The organism is Maribellus sp. CM-23 (genome assembly GCF_021354595.1).
In the GTDB taxonomy this organism is placed as follows: domain Bacteria; phylum Bacteroidota; class Bacteroidia; order Bacteroidales; family Prolixibacteraceae; genus Draconibacterium.
This window is the reverse complement of record NZ_JADWYJ010000001.1, coordinates 845,380-861,404: the sequence shown is the minus strand read 5'-3', so window position 1 is coordinate 861,404 and position 16,025 is coordinate 845,380. Positions and strand designations below refer to the sequence as shown.

The following is a 16,025-nucleotide window of genomic DNA, read 5'->3' as shown; positions in this document are numbered from 1 at the left end:
TTTTTTTCATAAATTTAGGCGTTTTGATTTATAGCAATACTGGTGGGTTTCACCAAAAAATTCAAGACATGTTAAGCTGGTTGGTGTTGCAGCACCTTCTGGCTTATTTTTTTGATTTTAGTTCATTTCATAGTTTATTCCTCCTTTAAGTTTAGTCTTTGTTATACGTTATTTCAATTTTTTGTTCGACTATCTTATAATTAATTGGCAGGGTCTTTTTTATAATCTCCAGAAATTCGATGATTGTTTCATTTTTGATTATGCCGTCGAAGTGCAGGTCCAGGATTTCTTTGTTTTTTATTTCGATATCGATACCATATTTACGTTCAAGAAGAACCACCAGATCCTTCATGTTCATATTCACAAAGATTAGTTTGTTGTCTTTCCAGGAGGTGAACCATTGGGTATTCACTTTCGTTATAGTCAGCTGTTTTGATTCTTTGTTCAGTGCAACCTGTTCTCCCGGTTTTACAACAATATCTTGCGACAGTTTGATACTCCCTGCAGAAGTAATAACAATTTGTCCCTTTTCGAGGGTCGTGGCTATCTCGTTGTCGGATTCATATGCTTTAATGTTAAACTGAGTACCGGTTACATTAACATCATAAAACGCGGTGTGAACAACAAAGGGCATTGTTTTATCCTTTTCTACATCAAACCATGCTTCACCTTCAAGAAAAACCTCCCGATCTCCGTTTTTACCTTTTGCGCTGTATTTTATGTGAGAATCAGCATTAAGGAAAATCACAGATCCATCGGGTAAAATCACTTCAGAAATCGATCCTTTGGGTGAATGAGCTGTATAATAAATGGGTTCAGCGCGTTCCGTTTTGATATACATTGCGCAGATTCCAATAACCGCTCCAATTAAAATGGCTGCTGATAGTTTTAGTATTCGGATCAAAAAAAGGGCTTTAGTTTTCTTCTGACTTTTGCTTTGTTCAATTTTTGCCCAAATCTTACTAAACAGAAATTTTAAATTAGGAGAGATTGAATCATTTATAAAAGTATCTGATGATAGTTCTTTAAGTAATTTCTCTTTTACCTCAAATTCTTTCTCCGGACGATGAAATTGTGCCAACACTTCCTGTCTATTCAGCTCATTCTTATTTTTGTTTATTTCTCTATCCATTAAAAGACGAATTGTATTTTTTCTTTTTTGTCAAATTGTTGGTAGTACGTTTCAGTTTACAGATTTACTCATTTCTTCTAAAACTTATTGGGGAATCGTCACGAAAAGTAGCCCAGATAACCGGGAAGACTTTTAAAAACTAACTAAATTTAGACTACTATTAATAGAGCCATTTCTCTGATTTTTATAAAATACGGTTGAGACAATGAATTTACTCATAAGAAATTTTAGAATCGAGATGGCAATCTTAATTTGAAACGAGAATAATTACTCCTCTGTGTTTATCCGCAAATTAAGTAGAAGAATAACAGGGCCAGAAAAGACTCATCTTTAAAGTGTTTTTTCAAAAATGACAGAGCCCTGTATAAATGGTTTTCAACGGTACGTTTTGATAAATTCAATTTTTCGGCAATTTCATCATTTGTAAGCCCTTCCTGTTTGCTTAATCTAAATATAGTTTGTTGTTGGTCTGGTAAACGAGCAACCAGGTTATTCAGCGTACCTTGCATTTCTTCAAAAATCACGGAATGCCAGGTGAAATTGTCGCTGGTCTTGTAGTTTAAACGTGCGTAATCCTGAAAGGCGTGTTCAATGTTTTTGTGCCGGATGAAATCGTAAATTGTATTTACTGCTATTTTGAAAATAAACGCTTTTATATTTTGAGATGTGTCGATGAATTCCCTCTTATCCCAGATCTTGAGAAAGACATTTTGTACCAATTCTTCTGCATCGTTTTCATTTTTTAAATATGAAAAAGAGAAATGGTATATCCTTAGTGCATATTTTTCAAAAAGTTTTTGAAACGCTTTTTTGTCGGCTCTTTTTATTAGCAATACAAGTTCTTGGTCGTTTATTTCTCCGAGTTGGTTCAATGTTAAGCGAATTTGTTATAAATGTAAATTAAATAAAATTGATTTTCAAAGAGGTGTTGAATTCACGTTTTATACTTTTCTCTAATGGTAAAGGCCTGGGTTTTAGGAAAAAGATTTTAGTTTGATTAAATTGAAATCACTTTTGGAAGAAGTCTTAGTGCGTTTAGTAGTGGCTTGATTACTTATTCTTCCATGCAATAGGTTCAGGGTGAACCGTTGTAATGTAGCCAAATTCCTTCTTTATAATCTTTTCAACCCCTGTGCAAATCTCGTGTGCTTCTTCGAGCGACATGCGGGACGGGAGTTTGATGTGGCAACTCATTTCGGTGTGGTGGCCGTAATTGTGTAAATGAATGTGATGGATATGTAAGGGAACTCCTGAGCTTTTCTGTGCGGTTTCACTGATCGATACCAGTAACTCTTCGCTCGGGCTTTCGCCCAGTAGGGAAGTTATTTCTTTTGCAAGAATCTCGTAACTGGCATAACCAATTAGCAAAGCGACAATGGCACTTAAAACGGCATCAGTCCACCAAAAAGAGCTTCCCAAAGCAATCCCGATCAGAACAATGATGGAAGAAAGTGCGTCGGTTCTGTGATGCCAGCCATCCGCAATAAGCATGTTCGATTTTATTTTCTTCCCTGCCCAGAATGAATACTGTGTCATTAGCTCATTTACAACAATTGATACAATAACCGCAATCCAGGCAAAGGTGCTGTAATAGGTATGCTCACGCTTTCCAAACTTTTCAACAGCATTGATGATAAAATCGAATGCAACCAGTGCCAGAACAACGCCTATGATAATGGAGGCGATGTGTTCAGCTCTGCCGTGTCCAAAGGGATGATCGTCATCGGCCGGTTTCCGCGAAATTTTACCGCCGATCAAAACAATGGCTGAAGTGACAACGTCTGAAATAGAATGCCAGGCATCGGCAACCAGGGCTAAAGATCCGGTGGAGATACCAGCCCAGTATTTTAGACCCGATAATGCTATGTTTCCGATAATGGAAAACCATCCGGCTCGCTGGTTGTATTTTTTCCGTTCATCCATATTCTCCGAAAACTCAAAAGTAACAAAATTCTTACTGCTTGTTCTCCAGAAGTGCTGAAAGCTCTGCCTTGTATTTTCTTCCGACAGGCAATTTTTTTTTGTTGATCTCGATAAAGCCGGGTCCCACAGTATCAATCTTTGAAATGGAAATAATAAAGCTGCGGTGAATTTGTAGGAATTGAGCAGGCGGAAGGTTTTCCTGTAAATGACTGATTCGTTCCTTGGTAATTATTTTCTGGGTGCTTGTGTGCGCTATTACATAGTCGCCAAGGCTTTCAAAATACAAAACGTCGGTAAGATTTACTTTGTAATGCTTCTTGTCGGCCTTTAGGAAAATGAAGTCTGTTTCCTTAGGTGCTGTTGTGTTTCCTCCCGTTTTTTCAGGGAGCGATTGCTGGTCAAGAAAATGCTGGATGGCACGGGCAAATCGCTCAAATGAAATGGGTTTTAACAGGTAATCGACTACTTGCAGCTCAAATGCCTCAATGGCATAATCGCGGTAAGCGGTGGTGAAAATTACTTTTGGCGGGTGGCTGAGCGACCGGATAAATTCGACACCGGTAAGTTGCGGCATTTGAATATCACAAAACAGCAGGTCAACTTTTTCTTTTGAAAGAATGCGCATGGCCTCCAGTGCGTTGTTGCACTCGGCTACAACTGCAAAGTCGGTAAATGCAGCCAGGTGTTTCCGGATCACCCGAATGGCGATCGGTTCGTCGTCTATGATTAAACAGCGGAACATGTTACGATTCAAGTTCAAGAATTAAATTTACAGAAAAACTTTCTGACAGTTCTTCCACGCGCAAAATGTATTTCCCCGGATACAGTAAATCCAGTCTTTTTCGAACGTTTACCAGGCCAATTCCGTTGCTGTAGCTTTGTTCCTTTACTTTTATCGGATTGCGAGAGTTTATAACAGAAAAACTCAGGTTCTTATCGCTTAGTTGTGTGTTGATGTTTACAAAGGCCACTCCCGGGAAATGGCTTACACCGTGTTTAAAGGCATTCTCTACAAAAGGCAAAAGAATCAACGGAGCAATCTTCAGGTCATCAGTTTTATCTGGGAATTCGAGGGTGAGTTTTAACTTGTCAGGATACCTGATTTTTTCAATCTCGATGTAGTTTTTCAGATTGGCAAGCTCTTCCGAAAGACCCACCAGTTTGGCATCGCAGCGGTATAAGATATAATCCAGAATGTCTGACAACTGGAGTACCAGTGTTGGTGCCTCGTCCGATTTTTCGAGCGTGAGGCCGTACAGGTTATTCAGGGTGTTGAACAGAAAGTGCGGGTGAACCTGGGCTTTCAACAATTTTAATTCGGCTTCTTTCAGTTTTAGTTCTGTTGTGAGTTGCGCCTTTTCGAGTTCGTTTTTTTCCTGTTGCATAAAAAATGCCCGCTTTACCTGTTTGATGGCAATTCCCATAAAAATGATAAAATGAAGCGACACTACTTGCAGCTCAGGATGCAGTAAGGTTGGCGAAATAGCGGCTTTGTTGCTTAAAATGTAAAACAGGGCATAAAACACGATCAGAAACGACAACCATATCCCGGCAAGCAGTGTATAAAAACTGTACAGAAAAAATCGAGTGTACCGCTTCTTCCAAAGAAAGCGTGGAAAAAGAAAATGGTTAAAAAAATAGGTTTCCGAAATGGCAACCGGGAGCAGGCCGGCGGAGAAAATGATGGTGGCTTCCCGAAATTCGCTGTTCCAGCTAAAAAGAGCGAAGTAGAAAAAAGCTACAATAACCCAAAACAGCAGGTGGTAAGTAATACGAAAGGTCTTTGACCGCCGGGCAAGTTGAATAATGTGTTGAATCCGATCTGTCATAGTGCAATTAAAAGTAGCAATTTATTACATAACCGGATCAGTGAGAAATTGTATCGACCAAGTTTATTCAATTGCAGCTAAACGACTTTATTTCGCCAGGTTTTGTAGTTTTAACGAGAGAATGTCATATGGGTGTGAATTTAGGGCGTTGATCGATTAAATGGTCTGGATTTGGGCAAGGTGTAGTAGTTTGGTTTCAGGATAAACTAAAAATTCAAGTCATGAACATCTTTGAAATCTTTTATGTAGGCGGACCTCTTTTTATGGGGATTATTTCCTGCTTAGCGCTTTTAGCCTTTGGTGTTTTTATTCTGAAAGTAGTTCAGGTAGTTAAGCATCAGTATACATTGAAAGGATTGGATTTAATTCTGCTGGCCGGATCGGTTGCCGTTGCGGTCGGAGTTTTAGCTCAAATTATCGGAATTGTGCAGGCTCTCGAAGCGATTCGGAACGCAGCAGATGTTTCCCCTGCAATTGTTGCAGGAGGAGCAATCGTCAGTTTTTATACGCCGATTTACGGGCTCCTTGTTTTTATTTTTTCGATGATCTTCTATTTTGTAATGAAAGAGATCATCAAAGCCAGAATGGACAGAAACAACTAAACATTGAGAGAAAAAGCAGGAAAGGGCCGGTTGTCAGCAGATAGCCGGCTTATTTTATTTTGTCCGAAACCTTGCCGATCAGTTTATTCAACAAAGGTATCCGGTTCAGTTTGGTAAAAAGACTGCCTCGTCCGTAGTGCAATAAAATATTGCGGATGTACACAAACAAACCTAAACTGTGTGAGGCAAACAAAACCGGGTCGATGCGTGCAATTGAATAAGTAAAGATCATCAAAGAACCAAAAGTACTGATGATCCAGAATCCGAGCGGAAGCAGCGATTCTTTTTCGCGTTCGGAATAAATCCACTGGTAAAAGAAACGTGAAATAAATACGAGCTGCGCCACGATTCCCCATATCATCCAAAAAAGAGTAACGTCTTTGTTTCTGAAAATGGAGTTAAAGTTTCCGGAAAATACGAGCCAAAACAAATAAGAGATGGGCACCAAAACTGCCAAAGAACGCGCTATCCAGTGCATTCTTCTCCAGGCTCCTTTTAGCTGAAGGTTGCGAATGTAAATGGTATAAACCAGTGATTGGCCCACAACAATGGCAAAGTCGTTTCGCAAAATTCCGTAGGTGAGCATTATGATGGAAGCCACCAAACTGATTTGCCAGTAAACGATCGGGGAGAGCACTTCGCCTTCTTTTTCCGATTTAAACCACTGAGTGATTGTGCGGATGAAGAACAAACCCTGGGCAAGAAAGCCCAGTCCTATGATAAAAATGTTGTTCATACAATTTTCTTCGGGCGCAAAAGTATAAAGAATATCAAACAGTAAGTTGCTGAGCTTATATTTCTTTCAGCTTCTTAAGCGTTTCGCGGGCTGCATTTTGGTGCGCCTCTTTTTTCGAGGTTCCCGAGCCGCGGCCAACTTCCGCATTGTCGATTTTTACAACCGCATGAAATTTGGGTTGTTTGAGTTTTTCATCGGTTTCTTCGCTGGTTTCAAACTCAACCTCGCGTTTGTTTTTCTGGCTCCACTCAATCAGCTGGCTTTTAAAGTTCGAATCTTCCTGTTCTATTTCGTTCAGATTCACAAACTGGGAAAGAATCTTTTTGGTTACAAAAAACTTTGCTGAGTGATAATCCCGGTCCAGGTAAATGGCGCCAATCAATGCTTCTAGCGCATCACCGTAAATATGGCTTTTATCAATTTTTTTGGTGGTATTGGAATCGATAAAAACATGCAAACCCATGTCGTGGGTGAGTTGGGTAAGGAAGGCCCGGTTTACAAGTTTCGAGCGGGTTTTTGTCAGAAATCCTTCGTCTTCATGCGGAAAACGATTGTAAAGGAAGTCGGCAATAATAGCTCCTAAAATAGCATCACCGAGGTATTCAAGCCGTTCGTTGTTTACAAAGTTGCCTTGCGAATCGACCGTTGAGGCCGACTTGTGGATAAAAGCAAGGTCGTAAAGTTTTAGGTTGCGGGGGTAAAAACCTAGCAGGTCTTTTAAAAACAAGTAAAACTCTCTTCGTTCTGATGAAAAGAGTTTTACTCGTTGTACTATCTTTCTAACCACAGTTTTCTAAAATTTTTTGAAAACCAAAGTAGCATTATGACCACCAAATCCAAAGGTGTTGCTGATGGCAACATTAATTTCCCTTTCCCTGGCCTGGTTGAATGTAAAATCCAACTTGCTGTCGATCTCAGGATCGTCCGTAAAATGGTTGATCGTAGGGGGTATAATGCTATTTTGAATGGCTAAAATGCTGGCAAGGCCTTCTACCGCTCCGGCAGCTCCCAAAAGGTGGCCGGTCATTGATTTGGTAGAACTGATGCTAAGTTTATAAGCATGATCTCCAAAGGTTTTAATGATCGCCTTTGGTTCGGCAATGTCTCCCAGGGGAGTCGATGTTCCGTGAACATTGATGTAGTCCACATCTTCGGGTTTAATTCCCGCATCTTCAATTGCCCATTTCATCACAAGGCTGGCGCCTTTTCCGTCGGGATCTGGTGCTGTCATGTGGAAAGCATCTCCTGACATTCCGCCCCCGGCAACTTCTGCATAAATCTTAGCACCTCTGCTTACAGCATGTTCATATTCTTCCAGAATAAATGCTGCAGAGCCTTCAGCAATAACAAAACCGTCGCGGTCTTTATCAAAAGGACGCGAAGCAGTTTTAGGATCGTCATTGCGGGTTGAGAGTGCGCGCATGGAATTAAATCCTGCTACTCCGGCTTCGTTTACACCAGCTTCAGAACCTCCGGTCACTATCATATCGGCTTTTCCCATACGAATCGTATTGAAAGCATCGATAATAGCGTGGGTGGAAGAAGCACACGCACTAACAGTGGTGTAGTTCGGACCTCTGAATCCGTACTTGATCGAAACCAATCCTCCGGCAATGTTAGCAATCATTTTCGGGATAAAAAACGGTGAAAAGCGTGGTCGCTCTTCACTGTAGGCGCGAACTTCCTCGTGGAAAGTCTGTAGGCCTCCAATTCCGGCTCCCCAAATAACGCCAACCCGGTCACCGTCAACCTTTTCCAAATCGAGGCCACTGTCTTCAATGGCCTGGGCAGTGCTCGCAAACGCGTATTGTGTAAACAAGTCGTGTTTGCGAACCTCCTTTTTGTCAATGTAAAGAAGAGGATCGAAATTTTTTACTTCACAAGCAAATTGAGTAACATGCTTCGAAGCATCGAAGTGAGTTATGGGACCGGCCCCACTCACTCCTTTTTTCAGGTTCTCCCAGTACTCTTGAACGGAGTTACCCAATGGATTAACGGTACCAACACCGGTTATTACTACCCGTTTTAATTCCATAAATGAAAAATAATATGAGTCAGATTACTTAACGGCAGATTCGATGTGAGCGATTGCTTCACCTACAGTAGAAATTTTTTCTGCTTCGTCGTCCGGAATAGCAAGATCGAATTCTTTCTCGAATTCCATAATTAATTCAACGGTGTCAAGTGAATCAGCGCCTAAGTCATTGGTGAAAGAAGCTTCAGGAACTACTTCACTCTCGTCAACACCTAGCTTATCAACGATTATAGCTTTTACTTTTGCTGCAACGTCAGACATAACTTTTAATTTTAATTAATACTAATTTTTGTTTTAAATAATTCGCTGCAAAGTAATACATTTACGCTCGAAATTTCCAAGAAAATCTTTAAAAAAGATGTTAACACGGCAAGTATCTTATACCCTAAATGCCTAAATTTGAATTATTTGTTTAAAAGTTCGAAATCAAAATAGACAATAAAAAATGAGCCAAAAAAGAATCGCAATTCTCGCTTCCGGATCGGGTACGAATGCCGAAAATATTTTTAAATATTTTGCTGATAACAAGGATGTTGTGGTGGATTCGTTGTGGTCGAACAAAGCCGATGCTTATGCCTTGGTGCGTGCCCGTAATTTTGGGGTGGACACGTTTGTATTTGACCGCGAAAAATTCTACCAAACTGATGTGGTGCCGGATACGTTAAGAGAACGTAAAGTGGACCTGATTGTGCTGGCCGGATTTCTTTGGCTGATCCCCGAAAACCTGGTTTCGTCTTTTCCTATTATTAATATACACCCGGCACTTTTGCCTAAATACGGCGGAAAAGGAATGTATGGAATGAATGTTCACCGGGCTGTGGTGGAAAACAAGGAAAAGGAATCGGGAATTTCTATCCATTATGTGAACGAGAACTACGACGAAGGGAAGCTTATATTTCAGACCACATGTCCTGTTTTGCCCGAAGACACGCCAGAGCAGGTGGCGGCAAAGGTGCATGAGTTGGAGTACCGGTATTTCCCGCAGGTAATTGCACAGGTGTTAAGCGAGAAGTAAGAAAGACAGGGGCTGGTGGTTAATAAATTCTACAATTTAACATATCCTGTTAAATAATGTTAAGGGGCGAAATCAGGGCTTTTTAATCAATTTATCTTTGGAGCATGAGTCGTAAAATGCTGATAACGCTGATTGTACTGATGGCCATTGTGCTTTCAGGTTTGATTTTGGTACAGACTACTATGATCAAGTCTGCTTCCGATATTCGGGAGGAGCAGTTTGACCAGCTGGTGCAAAATGCGCTGAACATGGTTGCTATTCAATTGGATTTGGATGAGCAACGATTGGCGAGAGAGTATGCGCGGCGGGGAGAACTTCCCGGAATGAACGGGAAAAAAGAAGAACTTGGAAATGTATTTCCCTACAACAGTCCGGCGAGAGGAACGCTAAGCTTTAGTCTCAGTTATTCCAATCAGGGAGTTGTTAGCCGCTTTGAAGAGCAATACGAAGTTCAGGTTGGCGATCCCTCTGATTCTCTTTCGGTGATGGGAGTGGAAGGCTTTATGAAGCAGAGTTTGGAGCAACAACGCCGGAGGAAAGAGTGGTTGCGTAACGCTGATTGGTGGAATTATAAGATAGCGCTGGAAGATATGCCGCTAGAAGAGCGCATCGATTCGACCCGGGTAAAAGCTTTCCTGGATGCGGCGATGGCACAATTTCGGATTGACCTGGAATACAAATATGCCATCAAGAATTCAACCATGGCTAAAGAGACCGTTCTTTTTGGTGATAGTGATTATAATCCTAAAAATAGGGGAGAATATCCGCAGCTGTTATTTCAGAACGATTATTACGGACCCAAGCCCAATTATCTGAACGTTTATTTTCCACATCGGAAACGTTACTTATTCCGCCAGACCGGGTTGACCATTATTCCGACCATTATTCTTACTGGATTGCTGATAGCCATTTTTGCCTATGCAATTCTTGTCATTCTGAGGCAGAAGAAGCTTTCGAATATCAAGAATGACTTTATAAATAATATGACACACGAGTTGAAGACGCCGATCTCGACGATTTCGCTGGCAAGCCAGATGTTGCAGGACGGTAGTATTGCGAATACTCCTTCTACCATCGAACATGTGTCAAAGGTGATTTTTCAGGAGAGCAAAAGGCTTAGTTTTCAGGTGGAAAAAGTTCTTCAGATGGCAGTTTTTAACGAAGGCCGCTTAAAACTGAAGCTTCGGGAGTTTGATGTAAATAAGATGATAGAGACAGTTACTGCCAATTTCGAGCTTCGGGTGAAGAATAAAAATGGAATATTGCATACCGAGATTATGGCAGAGGACGCTGTAATAAAAGGAGATGAAGTACATATTACCAATGTTATTTTTAACTTGCTGGATAATGCGATGAAATACAGCCGGGAAAATCCTGAGATTTGGGTGCGAACGGAAAACCGGAAGAATAAGATAATGATATCGGTACAAGATAATGGCATAGGAATTGAAAAGGAACACCATGATCAGATTTTTGATCGTTTTTACAGGGTTCCTACCGGAAATGTACACGATGTGAAGGGCTTTGGGTTGGGACTGAGTTATGTGAAAAAAATTGTGGATTTGCACAACGGAACCATAAAGGTTGAAAGTGCTTTAAACAAAGGGACGAAGTTTAAAATCTATTTCCCACAAATAAATAATTAACCATGGAACAAAAAACAAAATTATTACTTGCTGAAGATGATGAGAATTTAGGTCTGTTGTTAAAAGAATACCTGATTGCCAAAGGCTTTGATGCTGATTTATATCCCGATGGAGAAGCCGCTTACAAGGGATTCATGAAAGAGCATTATGATATTTGTATTCTGGATGTTATGATGCCCAAAAAAGATGGCTTTACATTGGCAAAAGACATTCGGATTGTAAATGCAGATATTCCCGTACTTTTCCTGACGGCAAAAAACATGAAGGAAGATGTGCTGGAAGGTTTCAAAATTGGTGCCGACGATTATATTACCAAGCCCTTTAGCATGGAAGAGCTCATTATGCGCATTGAAGCCATTCTTCGGAGGACTTCTCAGGAAGGTCAGTCGGGTGCGCAGCAGGTATTTACGCTGGGGCGCTTTACTTTCGATACAAGGAAACAGACACTTACTGAAGGTGACGAATCAGTAAAACTGACAACGAAAGAATCGGAATTGCTGAAACTTCTTTGCCAGAATGCCAATAAAGTTCTGGAACGAAACTATGCATTAAAGTCGATTTGGATCGATGACAACTATTTTAATGCCCGAAGCATGGATGTATACATTACCAAGCTTCGTAAACATTTGAAAGACGAACCAACCGTGGAGATTATAAATGTACACGGAAAAGGTTATAAGCTGATTATGTAATTGTGTATAATATATAATGAAAAAGCCCGGAACTACCGGGCTTTTTCATTATATGTCGTTGATGTATTAATCTAATTTAAGTACAGCAAGGAAAGCTTTTTGCGGAACTTCGACGTTCCCAACCTGTTTCATTCGTTTTTTTCCTTTTTTCTGTTTTTCCAGCAGTTTTCGTTTACGGGTAATGTCCCCTCCGTAACACTTGGCAGTTACGTCTTTTCGTACGGCCTTAATGGTTTCGCGGGCAATGATTTTTGCTCCGATTGCTGCCTGGATTGCGATGTCGAACTGTTGACGGGGAATTAATTCTTTCAACTTTTCGCACATGCGACGCCCAAAGTTATAGGCATTGTCAAAGTGGATCAAGGTTGAAAGTGCATCTACCATTTCTCCGTTCAGCAGAATATCTAAACGAACCAGCTTGGCCGGTTTGTATCCGTTCATGTGATAATCGAACGAAGCGTAGCCTTTTGATATACTTTTTAATTTATCGTAAAAGTCGAAAACGATTTCTCCCAGGGGGATGTTGAAAATTAATTCAGCACGTTCAGCGGTCAAGTAATTCTGACTGACCAGTTCTCCGCGCTTTTCCAGGCAAAGTGTCATCACCGAGCCGATAAAATTGGATGCGGTAATAATGTTGGCCCGGATGTAGGGCTCGTCAATTTCATCAATCGTACTTGCAGCAGGCATTCCGGAAGGGTTGTAAACCGTTTGTGTGGTCCCGTCCGATAAGTGTACCTGGTAGGAAACGTTGGGGACGGTGGTAATAACGTTCATATCGAACTCGCGTTCCAGTCGCTCCTGTATGATTTCCATGTGTAACAGCCCCAAAAATCCGCAACGGAACCCAAAGCCAAGCGCTGCTGAAGATTCCGGTTCAAATGTCAGCGATGCATCGTTGAGCTGCAATTTATCCATTGCCGCACGCAGGTCTTCATAGTCTTCCGCATCAATCGGGTAAACCCCTGCAAATACCATCGGCTTTACTTCCTCAAAACCTTCAATGGCTTTGTCGCAAGGTTTACTAACATGCGTAATGGTATCTCCAACTTTAACTTCCTTCGCAGTTTTTATGCCGGAAATAATGTAGCCTACGTCTCCCGGCCCCAAAACATCCCTTGGGTGCAGGCTGAGTTTTAGCACACCTACTTCGTCGGCATCATACTGTTTCCCGGTAGCCACAAACTTAACCATGTCTTTTTTGCGGATCTGGCCGTTTATGATTTTAAAGTAGGCAATAATTCCTCTGAACGAATTAAAGACCGAGTCAAAGATTAAGGCCTGCAATGGAGCTTCGGGGTCTCCTTTCGGATGAGGAATTTTATGAATAATGGCATGCAGTATCTCTTCAACACCTTCTCCTGTTTTTCCGCTGGCACGAATAATATCTTCGTGGTCACAGCCGATCAAGTCAATGATCTGCTCTTCCACTACTTCGGGCATGGCATTGGGGAGGTCCATTTTATTTAATACCGGAATAATTTCCAGGTCGTGTTCAATGGCCAGGTAAAGGTTCGAAATGGTTTGTGCCTGGATTCCCTGCGTTGCATCAATAATCAGCAAAGCACCTTCGCAGGCAGCAATCGAACGCGAAACTTCGTAAGAAAAGTCAACGTGTCCGGGTGTGTCAATCAGGTTTAGTTTGAAATCTTTGCCTTCATACTGATAGTCCATTTGGATGGCATGACTTTTAATGGTAATGCCCCTCTCTTGTTCAAGATCCATGCTGTCAAGTACTTGGGCGTGCATTTCACGCTCGCCAATCGTTTTGGTAAATTCTAAAAGTCGATCGGCAAGGGTACTCTTCCCATGATCAATATGTGCGATGATGCAAAAATTACGTATGTTTTCCATTTACTAAACCATTATAAACTTTTCGAAAGCAGGCTTTCTCGATTTGCCGCAAAGATATTTAAATTTTCAAATTACAATGTGTCTAAATAGCCAGCTTGGTAATTTTCTGGCACCGCTAAACGGTTTTATAATAAGATGATACGTTGCCCGGAGATCAGAGTTCAAGTATTGTGTTCTCTTTTTTATGATTTATTAAGATTTGAGCCTCTGTTTGGGTCCGACTTTTGTAAGATACATTGATACGTTCTTGAAAAAAATGATTGAGAGTTGATGAGATGTAAAAAACTGTTAAAAGTGGATCGCATTTCAATAAAATAGGATTTGGATTATTTTTTTGGCATGGTAATTGTAAAATGTTTTGCAGCATGAAAACAATTAAACTGTCAGACAGAAAACAGTTTTTTAGAAACAATAAAGATACTTCACAGCAATTTGCTGTTTTTTCATAAGTTTGGTTTAGTTAGGTTTAGTTTTGATCCCGGGGTGTTGACCCCGGGATTTTCTTTTTATGACTCTTTCTGTTTGAAGTATTCTATTTTTCCTGTTAAAGCAATTTCCTTTACTTTTTCAATCAGTGCCAATCTTTCTTCGGCATTGAGTTGAGTAAACGACCGTGCCAATGCGATTTTCTCCCGCATGTACGTGGCATTTTCATTTCCCGAAATCAGCACTGTTACAGGCAATGACCAAACAAAATGCATTGCTTCCTTAATACTCAGGTAATTCGGAATGAGAGGGTCTTCCGTGGTCCAGCCCGCTTCTTTTTTAGTGGCGAAGAAGCGTCCGTCGGCCAGCGATTTGATCGCCAGAACGCCCATGTTTCGTTCCATGGCTTCCGGAAGAACATTTTGGGTGAAGCTGAAATAGGTTTGATCCAGCACATTCACAGGCATCAGTACGGTATCAAACATATTGCTTTCTGCACTTCTTTCGAGCATGCGTTTGTGGGCAAACGGATTTTGATGCCCGGTAAATCCGAGGTACTTTACTTTTCCTTCCTGTTGGGCTTTTAATAAAACGTCCAAAACGCCGTTGGAAATCCTGTTGTCCACATCCTGAGGTGTTGAAACCGCATGTACCTGGAAGAGATCAATTTGGTCAACCTGTAGTCGGTGCAAGGAACCTTCCAGGTGTTCTCTCACGGTTTTGGCATCCTTCCCGGTCGATTTGGTCATCAGAAAAACCAGGTCGCGGTAGTTCGGTGTGAGGTATTTTCCGTAGCGTTCCTCACTTCTTCCGGCCGAATAGCTTTCCGCTGTGTCAAAAAAACGAACGCCGCCCTCCAGGGCCGCTTCAATAATCTCCTGCGCGTCCCGCTCGCTTGTCCAGCCAACATGATAGCCGCCAGTTCCAAGCATAGTTACATATTCGTTGGTTCTCCCGAGTTTACGTTTGGGGAGTACTTCCCCCAAACGATCCGAGTTATAAGCTTTTGCAAAAGACGATGGAGCAAGACTTAGTCCGGCCGTGAGGCCTGCCAGCGATTTTAGAAAGGTTCTTCTGTCGTTCATCTCATATAAAATTTTGGTTTCATTCTGATAAAGCTTTTTCAATATACTCCATTCTTATGAATCGGGGTCTTATTTCAATAAAACATTTTACTAATCAGCAGACTTTCAATTGCTATAGCCCCTCTTTTTCGCTGTTTTGTTTTTCCATATATTGCTGAAATAAATTCACATCCGGACATTATTGTGGCGGATGTACAAAAACAGAACTATGACAACACCCGTTTATCCTTGTCTCTGGTTTGACAATCAGGCGCAGGAAGCATCTTCAATTTACTGTTCCTTGTTTAAGAACTCGCGCATTATTTCCGAAAGCCCTGTAGCGGTTACTTTCGAACTTGCCGGAAAGAAACACATGGCATTAAATGGCGGACCGATGTTTCCCATCACACCTGCGATTTCTCTTTTTGCCACTTGCGATTCGGTGGAAGAAACCGACAGGATTTGGAATGAACTGGTAAAAGAGGGGAGTGTTCTTATCCCTATCGATACTTATCCGTGGAGCGAAAGGTACGGCTGGTTGAAGGACCGTTTTGGAATGACGTGGCAAATCTCGTCGTCAGGAAGAAAAGACGGAGAACAAAGAATTGTTCCGTCGATGCTTTTTGTGGGGGAACTTTTCGGGAAAGCTGCCGAGGCCATAGAGTTTTATTTCGGTATTTTTGACGGAGTTACGACTCTGGTCATGGAAAAATACCCGGCAGGAGATGACAACGAAGGTAAAGTTCTGTATTCTGAATTCACCCTGAATGGCGCCGATTTGGTTGCAATGGACGGGCCGGGAGAACATAAGTATAGCTTTACCGAAGGAGTTTCGCTGGTGGTTGAGTGCGAAGATCAAACGGAAATCGATCATTACTGGGAGAAGTTGACCGAAGGAGGGGAGGAAAGCATGTGTGGCTGGTTAAAAGATAAATTTGGCGTTTCGTGGCAGGTGTTTCCGAAAATTCTGAATCAACTGATGAGTGATCCGGAAAAAGCAGCACGGGTTTTCGAGTCATTCAAAAACATGCGCAAATTCGAGATTGATAAGCTGGATGTGAGTTAAGTATT

General features: G+C 41.4%; 16 protein-coding genes. 5 read left to right on the top strand and 11 right to left on the bottom strand.

Translation table 11 applies throughout. The features are described 5' to 3' along the window. Positions 1 to 151: 151 nt before the first annotated feature. From INQ51_RS03395 to INQ51_RS03375, 5 genes are all read right to left on the bottom strand, one after another. A complete protein-coding gene (locus INQ51_RS03395) occupies positions 152 to 1,132 on the bottom strand; it encodes a FecR family protein (protein WP_233376481.1) in 981 nt (326 codons plus the stop codon). Between the two features lie 281 nt (positions 1,133 to 1,413). Beyond that, positions 1,414 to 1,965, bottom strand: a complete 552-nt coding sequence (locus INQ51_RS03390; protein ID WP_233377246.1) for an RNA polymerase sigma-70 factor — start codon at positions 1,963 to 1,965, stop codon at positions 1,414 to 1,416. A 217-nt stretch (positions 1,966 to 2,182) separates the two neighbouring features. Further along, positions 2,183 to 3,055 (bottom strand): cation diffusion facilitator family transporter, encoded by an 873-nt coding sequence (locus INQ51_RS03385; protein WP_233376480.1) that lies wholly within the window; start codon positions 3,053 to 3,055, stop codon positions 2,183 to 2,185. A gap of 31 nt (positions 3,056 to 3,086) precedes the next feature. After that, on the bottom strand, positions 3,087 to 3,797 hold the full coding sequence (locus tag INQ51_RS03380; protein ID WP_233376479.1) for a LytR/AlgR family response regulator transcription factor: 711 nt from the start codon (positions 3,795 to 3,797) through the stop codon (positions 3,087 to 3,089). 1 nt (position 3,798) lies between these two features. Then, a complete protein-coding gene (locus INQ51_RS03375; RefSeq protein WP_233376478.1) occupies positions 3,799 to 4,884 on the bottom strand; it encodes a sensor histidine kinase in 1,086 nt (361 codons plus the stop codon). 221 nt (positions 4,885 to 5,105) lie between these two features. Between INQ51_RS03375 and INQ51_RS03370 the strand changes: the two genes are divergently transcribed. After that, the gene (locus INQ51_RS03370) at positions 5,106 to 5,486 is read left to right on the top strand and encodes a MotA/TolQ/ExbB proton channel family protein (RefSeq protein WP_119437003.1); all 381 of its coding nucleotides are present in this window, start codon (positions 5,106 to 5,108) and stop codon (positions 5,484 to 5,486) included. Between the two features lie 49 nt (positions 5,487 to 5,535). Here INQ51_RS03370 and INQ51_RS03365 read toward each other — a convergent pair whose 3' ends face one another. The 4 genes from INQ51_RS03365 to INQ51_RS03350 are packed head-to-tail and all read right to left on the bottom strand — an operon-like array spanning position 5,536 to position 8,518. Further along, entirely contained in the window at positions 5,536 to 6,222 is a 687-nt protein-coding gene (locus tag INQ51_RS03365) for a lipid-A-disaccharide synthase N-terminal domain-containing protein (RefSeq protein ID WP_233376477.1), read from the bottom strand. 55 nt (positions 6,223 to 6,277) lie between these two features. Further along, positions 6,278 to 7,009, bottom strand: coding sequence for a ribonuclease III (gene rnc / locus INQ51_RS03360; protein WP_119437001.1), 732 nt, complete (start codon positions 7,007 to 7,009; stop codon positions 6,278 to 6,280). A 6-nt stretch (positions 7,010 to 7,015) separates the two neighbouring features. After that, positions 7,016 to 8,257 (bottom strand): beta-ketoacyl-ACP synthase II, encoded by a 1,242-nt coding sequence (fabF, locus tag INQ51_RS03355; RefSeq protein ID WP_233376476.1) that lies wholly within the window; start codon positions 8,255 to 8,257, stop codon positions 7,016 to 7,018. A gap of 24 nt (positions 8,258 to 8,281) precedes the next feature. Then, a complete protein-coding gene (locus INQ51_RS03350) occupies positions 8,282 to 8,518 on the bottom strand; it encodes an acyl carrier protein (RefSeq protein WP_119436999.1) in 237 nt (78 codons plus the stop codon). A 184-nt stretch (positions 8,519 to 8,702) separates the two neighbouring features. Here INQ51_RS03350 and purN point away from each other — a divergent pair, with 184 nt between their 5' ends. The 3 genes from purN (at position 8,703) to INQ51_RS03335 (ending at position 11,610) form a co-directional block, all read left to right on the top strand. Next, positions 8,703 to 9,272 carry a phosphoribosylglycinamide formyltransferase gene (purN, locus tag INQ51_RS03345; RefSeq protein ID WP_233376475.1) on the top strand — a complete coding sequence of 190 codons (570 nt, stop codon included), beginning with the start codon at positions 8,703 to 8,705 and terminating at the stop codon, positions 9,270 to 9,272. Positions 9,273 to 9,376: 104 nt separating this feature from the next. Beyond that, on the top strand, positions 9,377 to 10,918 hold the full coding sequence (locus tag INQ51_RS03340; protein WP_233376474.1) for a sensor histidine kinase: 1,542 nt from the start codon (positions 9,377 to 9,379) through the stop codon (positions 10,916 to 10,918). A 2-nt stretch (positions 10,919 to 10,920) separates the two neighbouring features. Further along, entirely contained in the window at positions 10,921 to 11,610 is a 690-nt protein-coding gene (locus INQ51_RS03335) for a response regulator transcription factor (protein WP_233376473.1), read from the top strand. A 66-nt stretch (positions 11,611 to 11,676) separates the two neighbouring features. On the opposite strand, the gene lepA is transcribed toward INQ51_RS03335, so the two are convergent. Then, on the bottom strand, positions 11,677 to 13,464 hold the full coding sequence (lepA, locus tag INQ51_RS03330) for a translation elongation factor 4 (RefSeq protein WP_233376472.1): 1,788 nt from the start codon (positions 13,462 to 13,464) through the stop codon (positions 11,677 to 11,679). Between the two features lie 506 nt (positions 13,465 to 13,970). Then, positions 13,971 to 14,975 carry an aldo/keto reductase gene (locus tag INQ51_RS03325; RefSeq protein ID WP_233376471.1) on the bottom strand — a complete coding sequence of 335 codons (1,005 nt, stop codon included), beginning with the start codon at positions 14,973 to 14,975 and terminating at the stop codon, positions 13,971 to 13,973. Between the two features lie 208 nt (positions 14,976 to 15,183). On the opposite strand from INQ51_RS03325, the gene INQ51_RS03320 reads away from it, so the two are divergent. Then, entirely contained in the window at positions 15,184 to 16,020 is an 837-nt protein-coding gene (locus INQ51_RS03320) for a VOC family protein (RefSeq protein WP_233376470.1), read from the top strand. Positions 16,021 to 16,025 lie beyond the last annotated feature (5 nt).

Bases quoted from the DNA above. Each gene is read 5' to 3' on its own strand.
- lepA (WP_233376472.1), bottom strand. From the start codon at position 13,464: ATGGAAAACATACGTAATTTTTGCATCATCGCACATATTGATCATGGG.
- INQ51_RS03325 (WP_233376471.1), bottom strand. From the start codon at position 14,975: ATGAACGACAGAAGAACCTTTCTAAAATCGCTGGCAGGCCTCACGGCC.
- INQ51_RS03385 (WP_233376480.1), bottom strand. From the start codon at position 3,055: ATGGATGAACGGAAAAAATACAACCAGCGAGCCGGATGGTTTTCCATT.
- INQ51_RS03320 (WP_233376470.1), top strand. From the start codon at position 15,184: ATGACAACACCCGTTTATCCTTGTCTCTGGTTTGACAATCAGGCGCAG.
- INQ51_RS03375 (WP_233376478.1), bottom strand. From the start codon at position 4,884: ATGACAGATCGGATTCAACACATTATTCAACTTGCCCGGCGGTCAAAG.
- INQ51_RS03340 (WP_233376474.1), top strand. From the start codon at position 9,377: ATGAGTCGTAAAATGCTGATAACGCTGATTGTACTGATGGCCATTGTG.
- INQ51_RS03350 (WP_119436999.1), bottom strand. From the start codon at position 8,518: ATGTCTGACGTTGCAGCAAAAGTAAAAGCTATAATCGTTGATAAGCTA.
- INQ51_RS03395 (WP_233376481.1), bottom strand. From the start codon at position 1,132: ATGGATAGAGAAATAAACAAAAATAAGAATGAGCTGAATAGACAGGAA.
- INQ51_RS03380 (WP_233376479.1), bottom strand. From the start codon at position 3,797: ATGTTCCGCTGTTTAATCATAGACGACGAACCGATCGCCATTCGGGTG.
- INQ51_RS03335 (WP_233376473.1), top strand. From the start codon at position 10,921: ATGGAACAAAAAACAAAATTATTACTTGCTGAAGATGATGAGAATTTA.
- INQ51_RS03370 (WP_119437003.1), top strand. From the start codon at position 5,106: ATGAACATCTTTGAAATCTTTTATGTAGGCGGACCTCTTTTTATGGGG.
- fabF (WP_233376476.1), bottom strand. From the start codon at position 8,257: ATGGAATTAAAACGGGTAGTAATAACCGGTGTTGGTACCGTTAATCCA.
- INQ51_RS03365 (WP_233376477.1), bottom strand. From the start codon at position 6,222: ATGAACAACATTTTTATCATAGGACTGGGCTTTCTTGCCCAGGGTTTG.
- purN (WP_233376475.1), top strand. From the start codon at position 8,703: ATGAGCCAAAAAAGAATCGCAATTCTCGCTTCCGGATCGGGTACGAAT.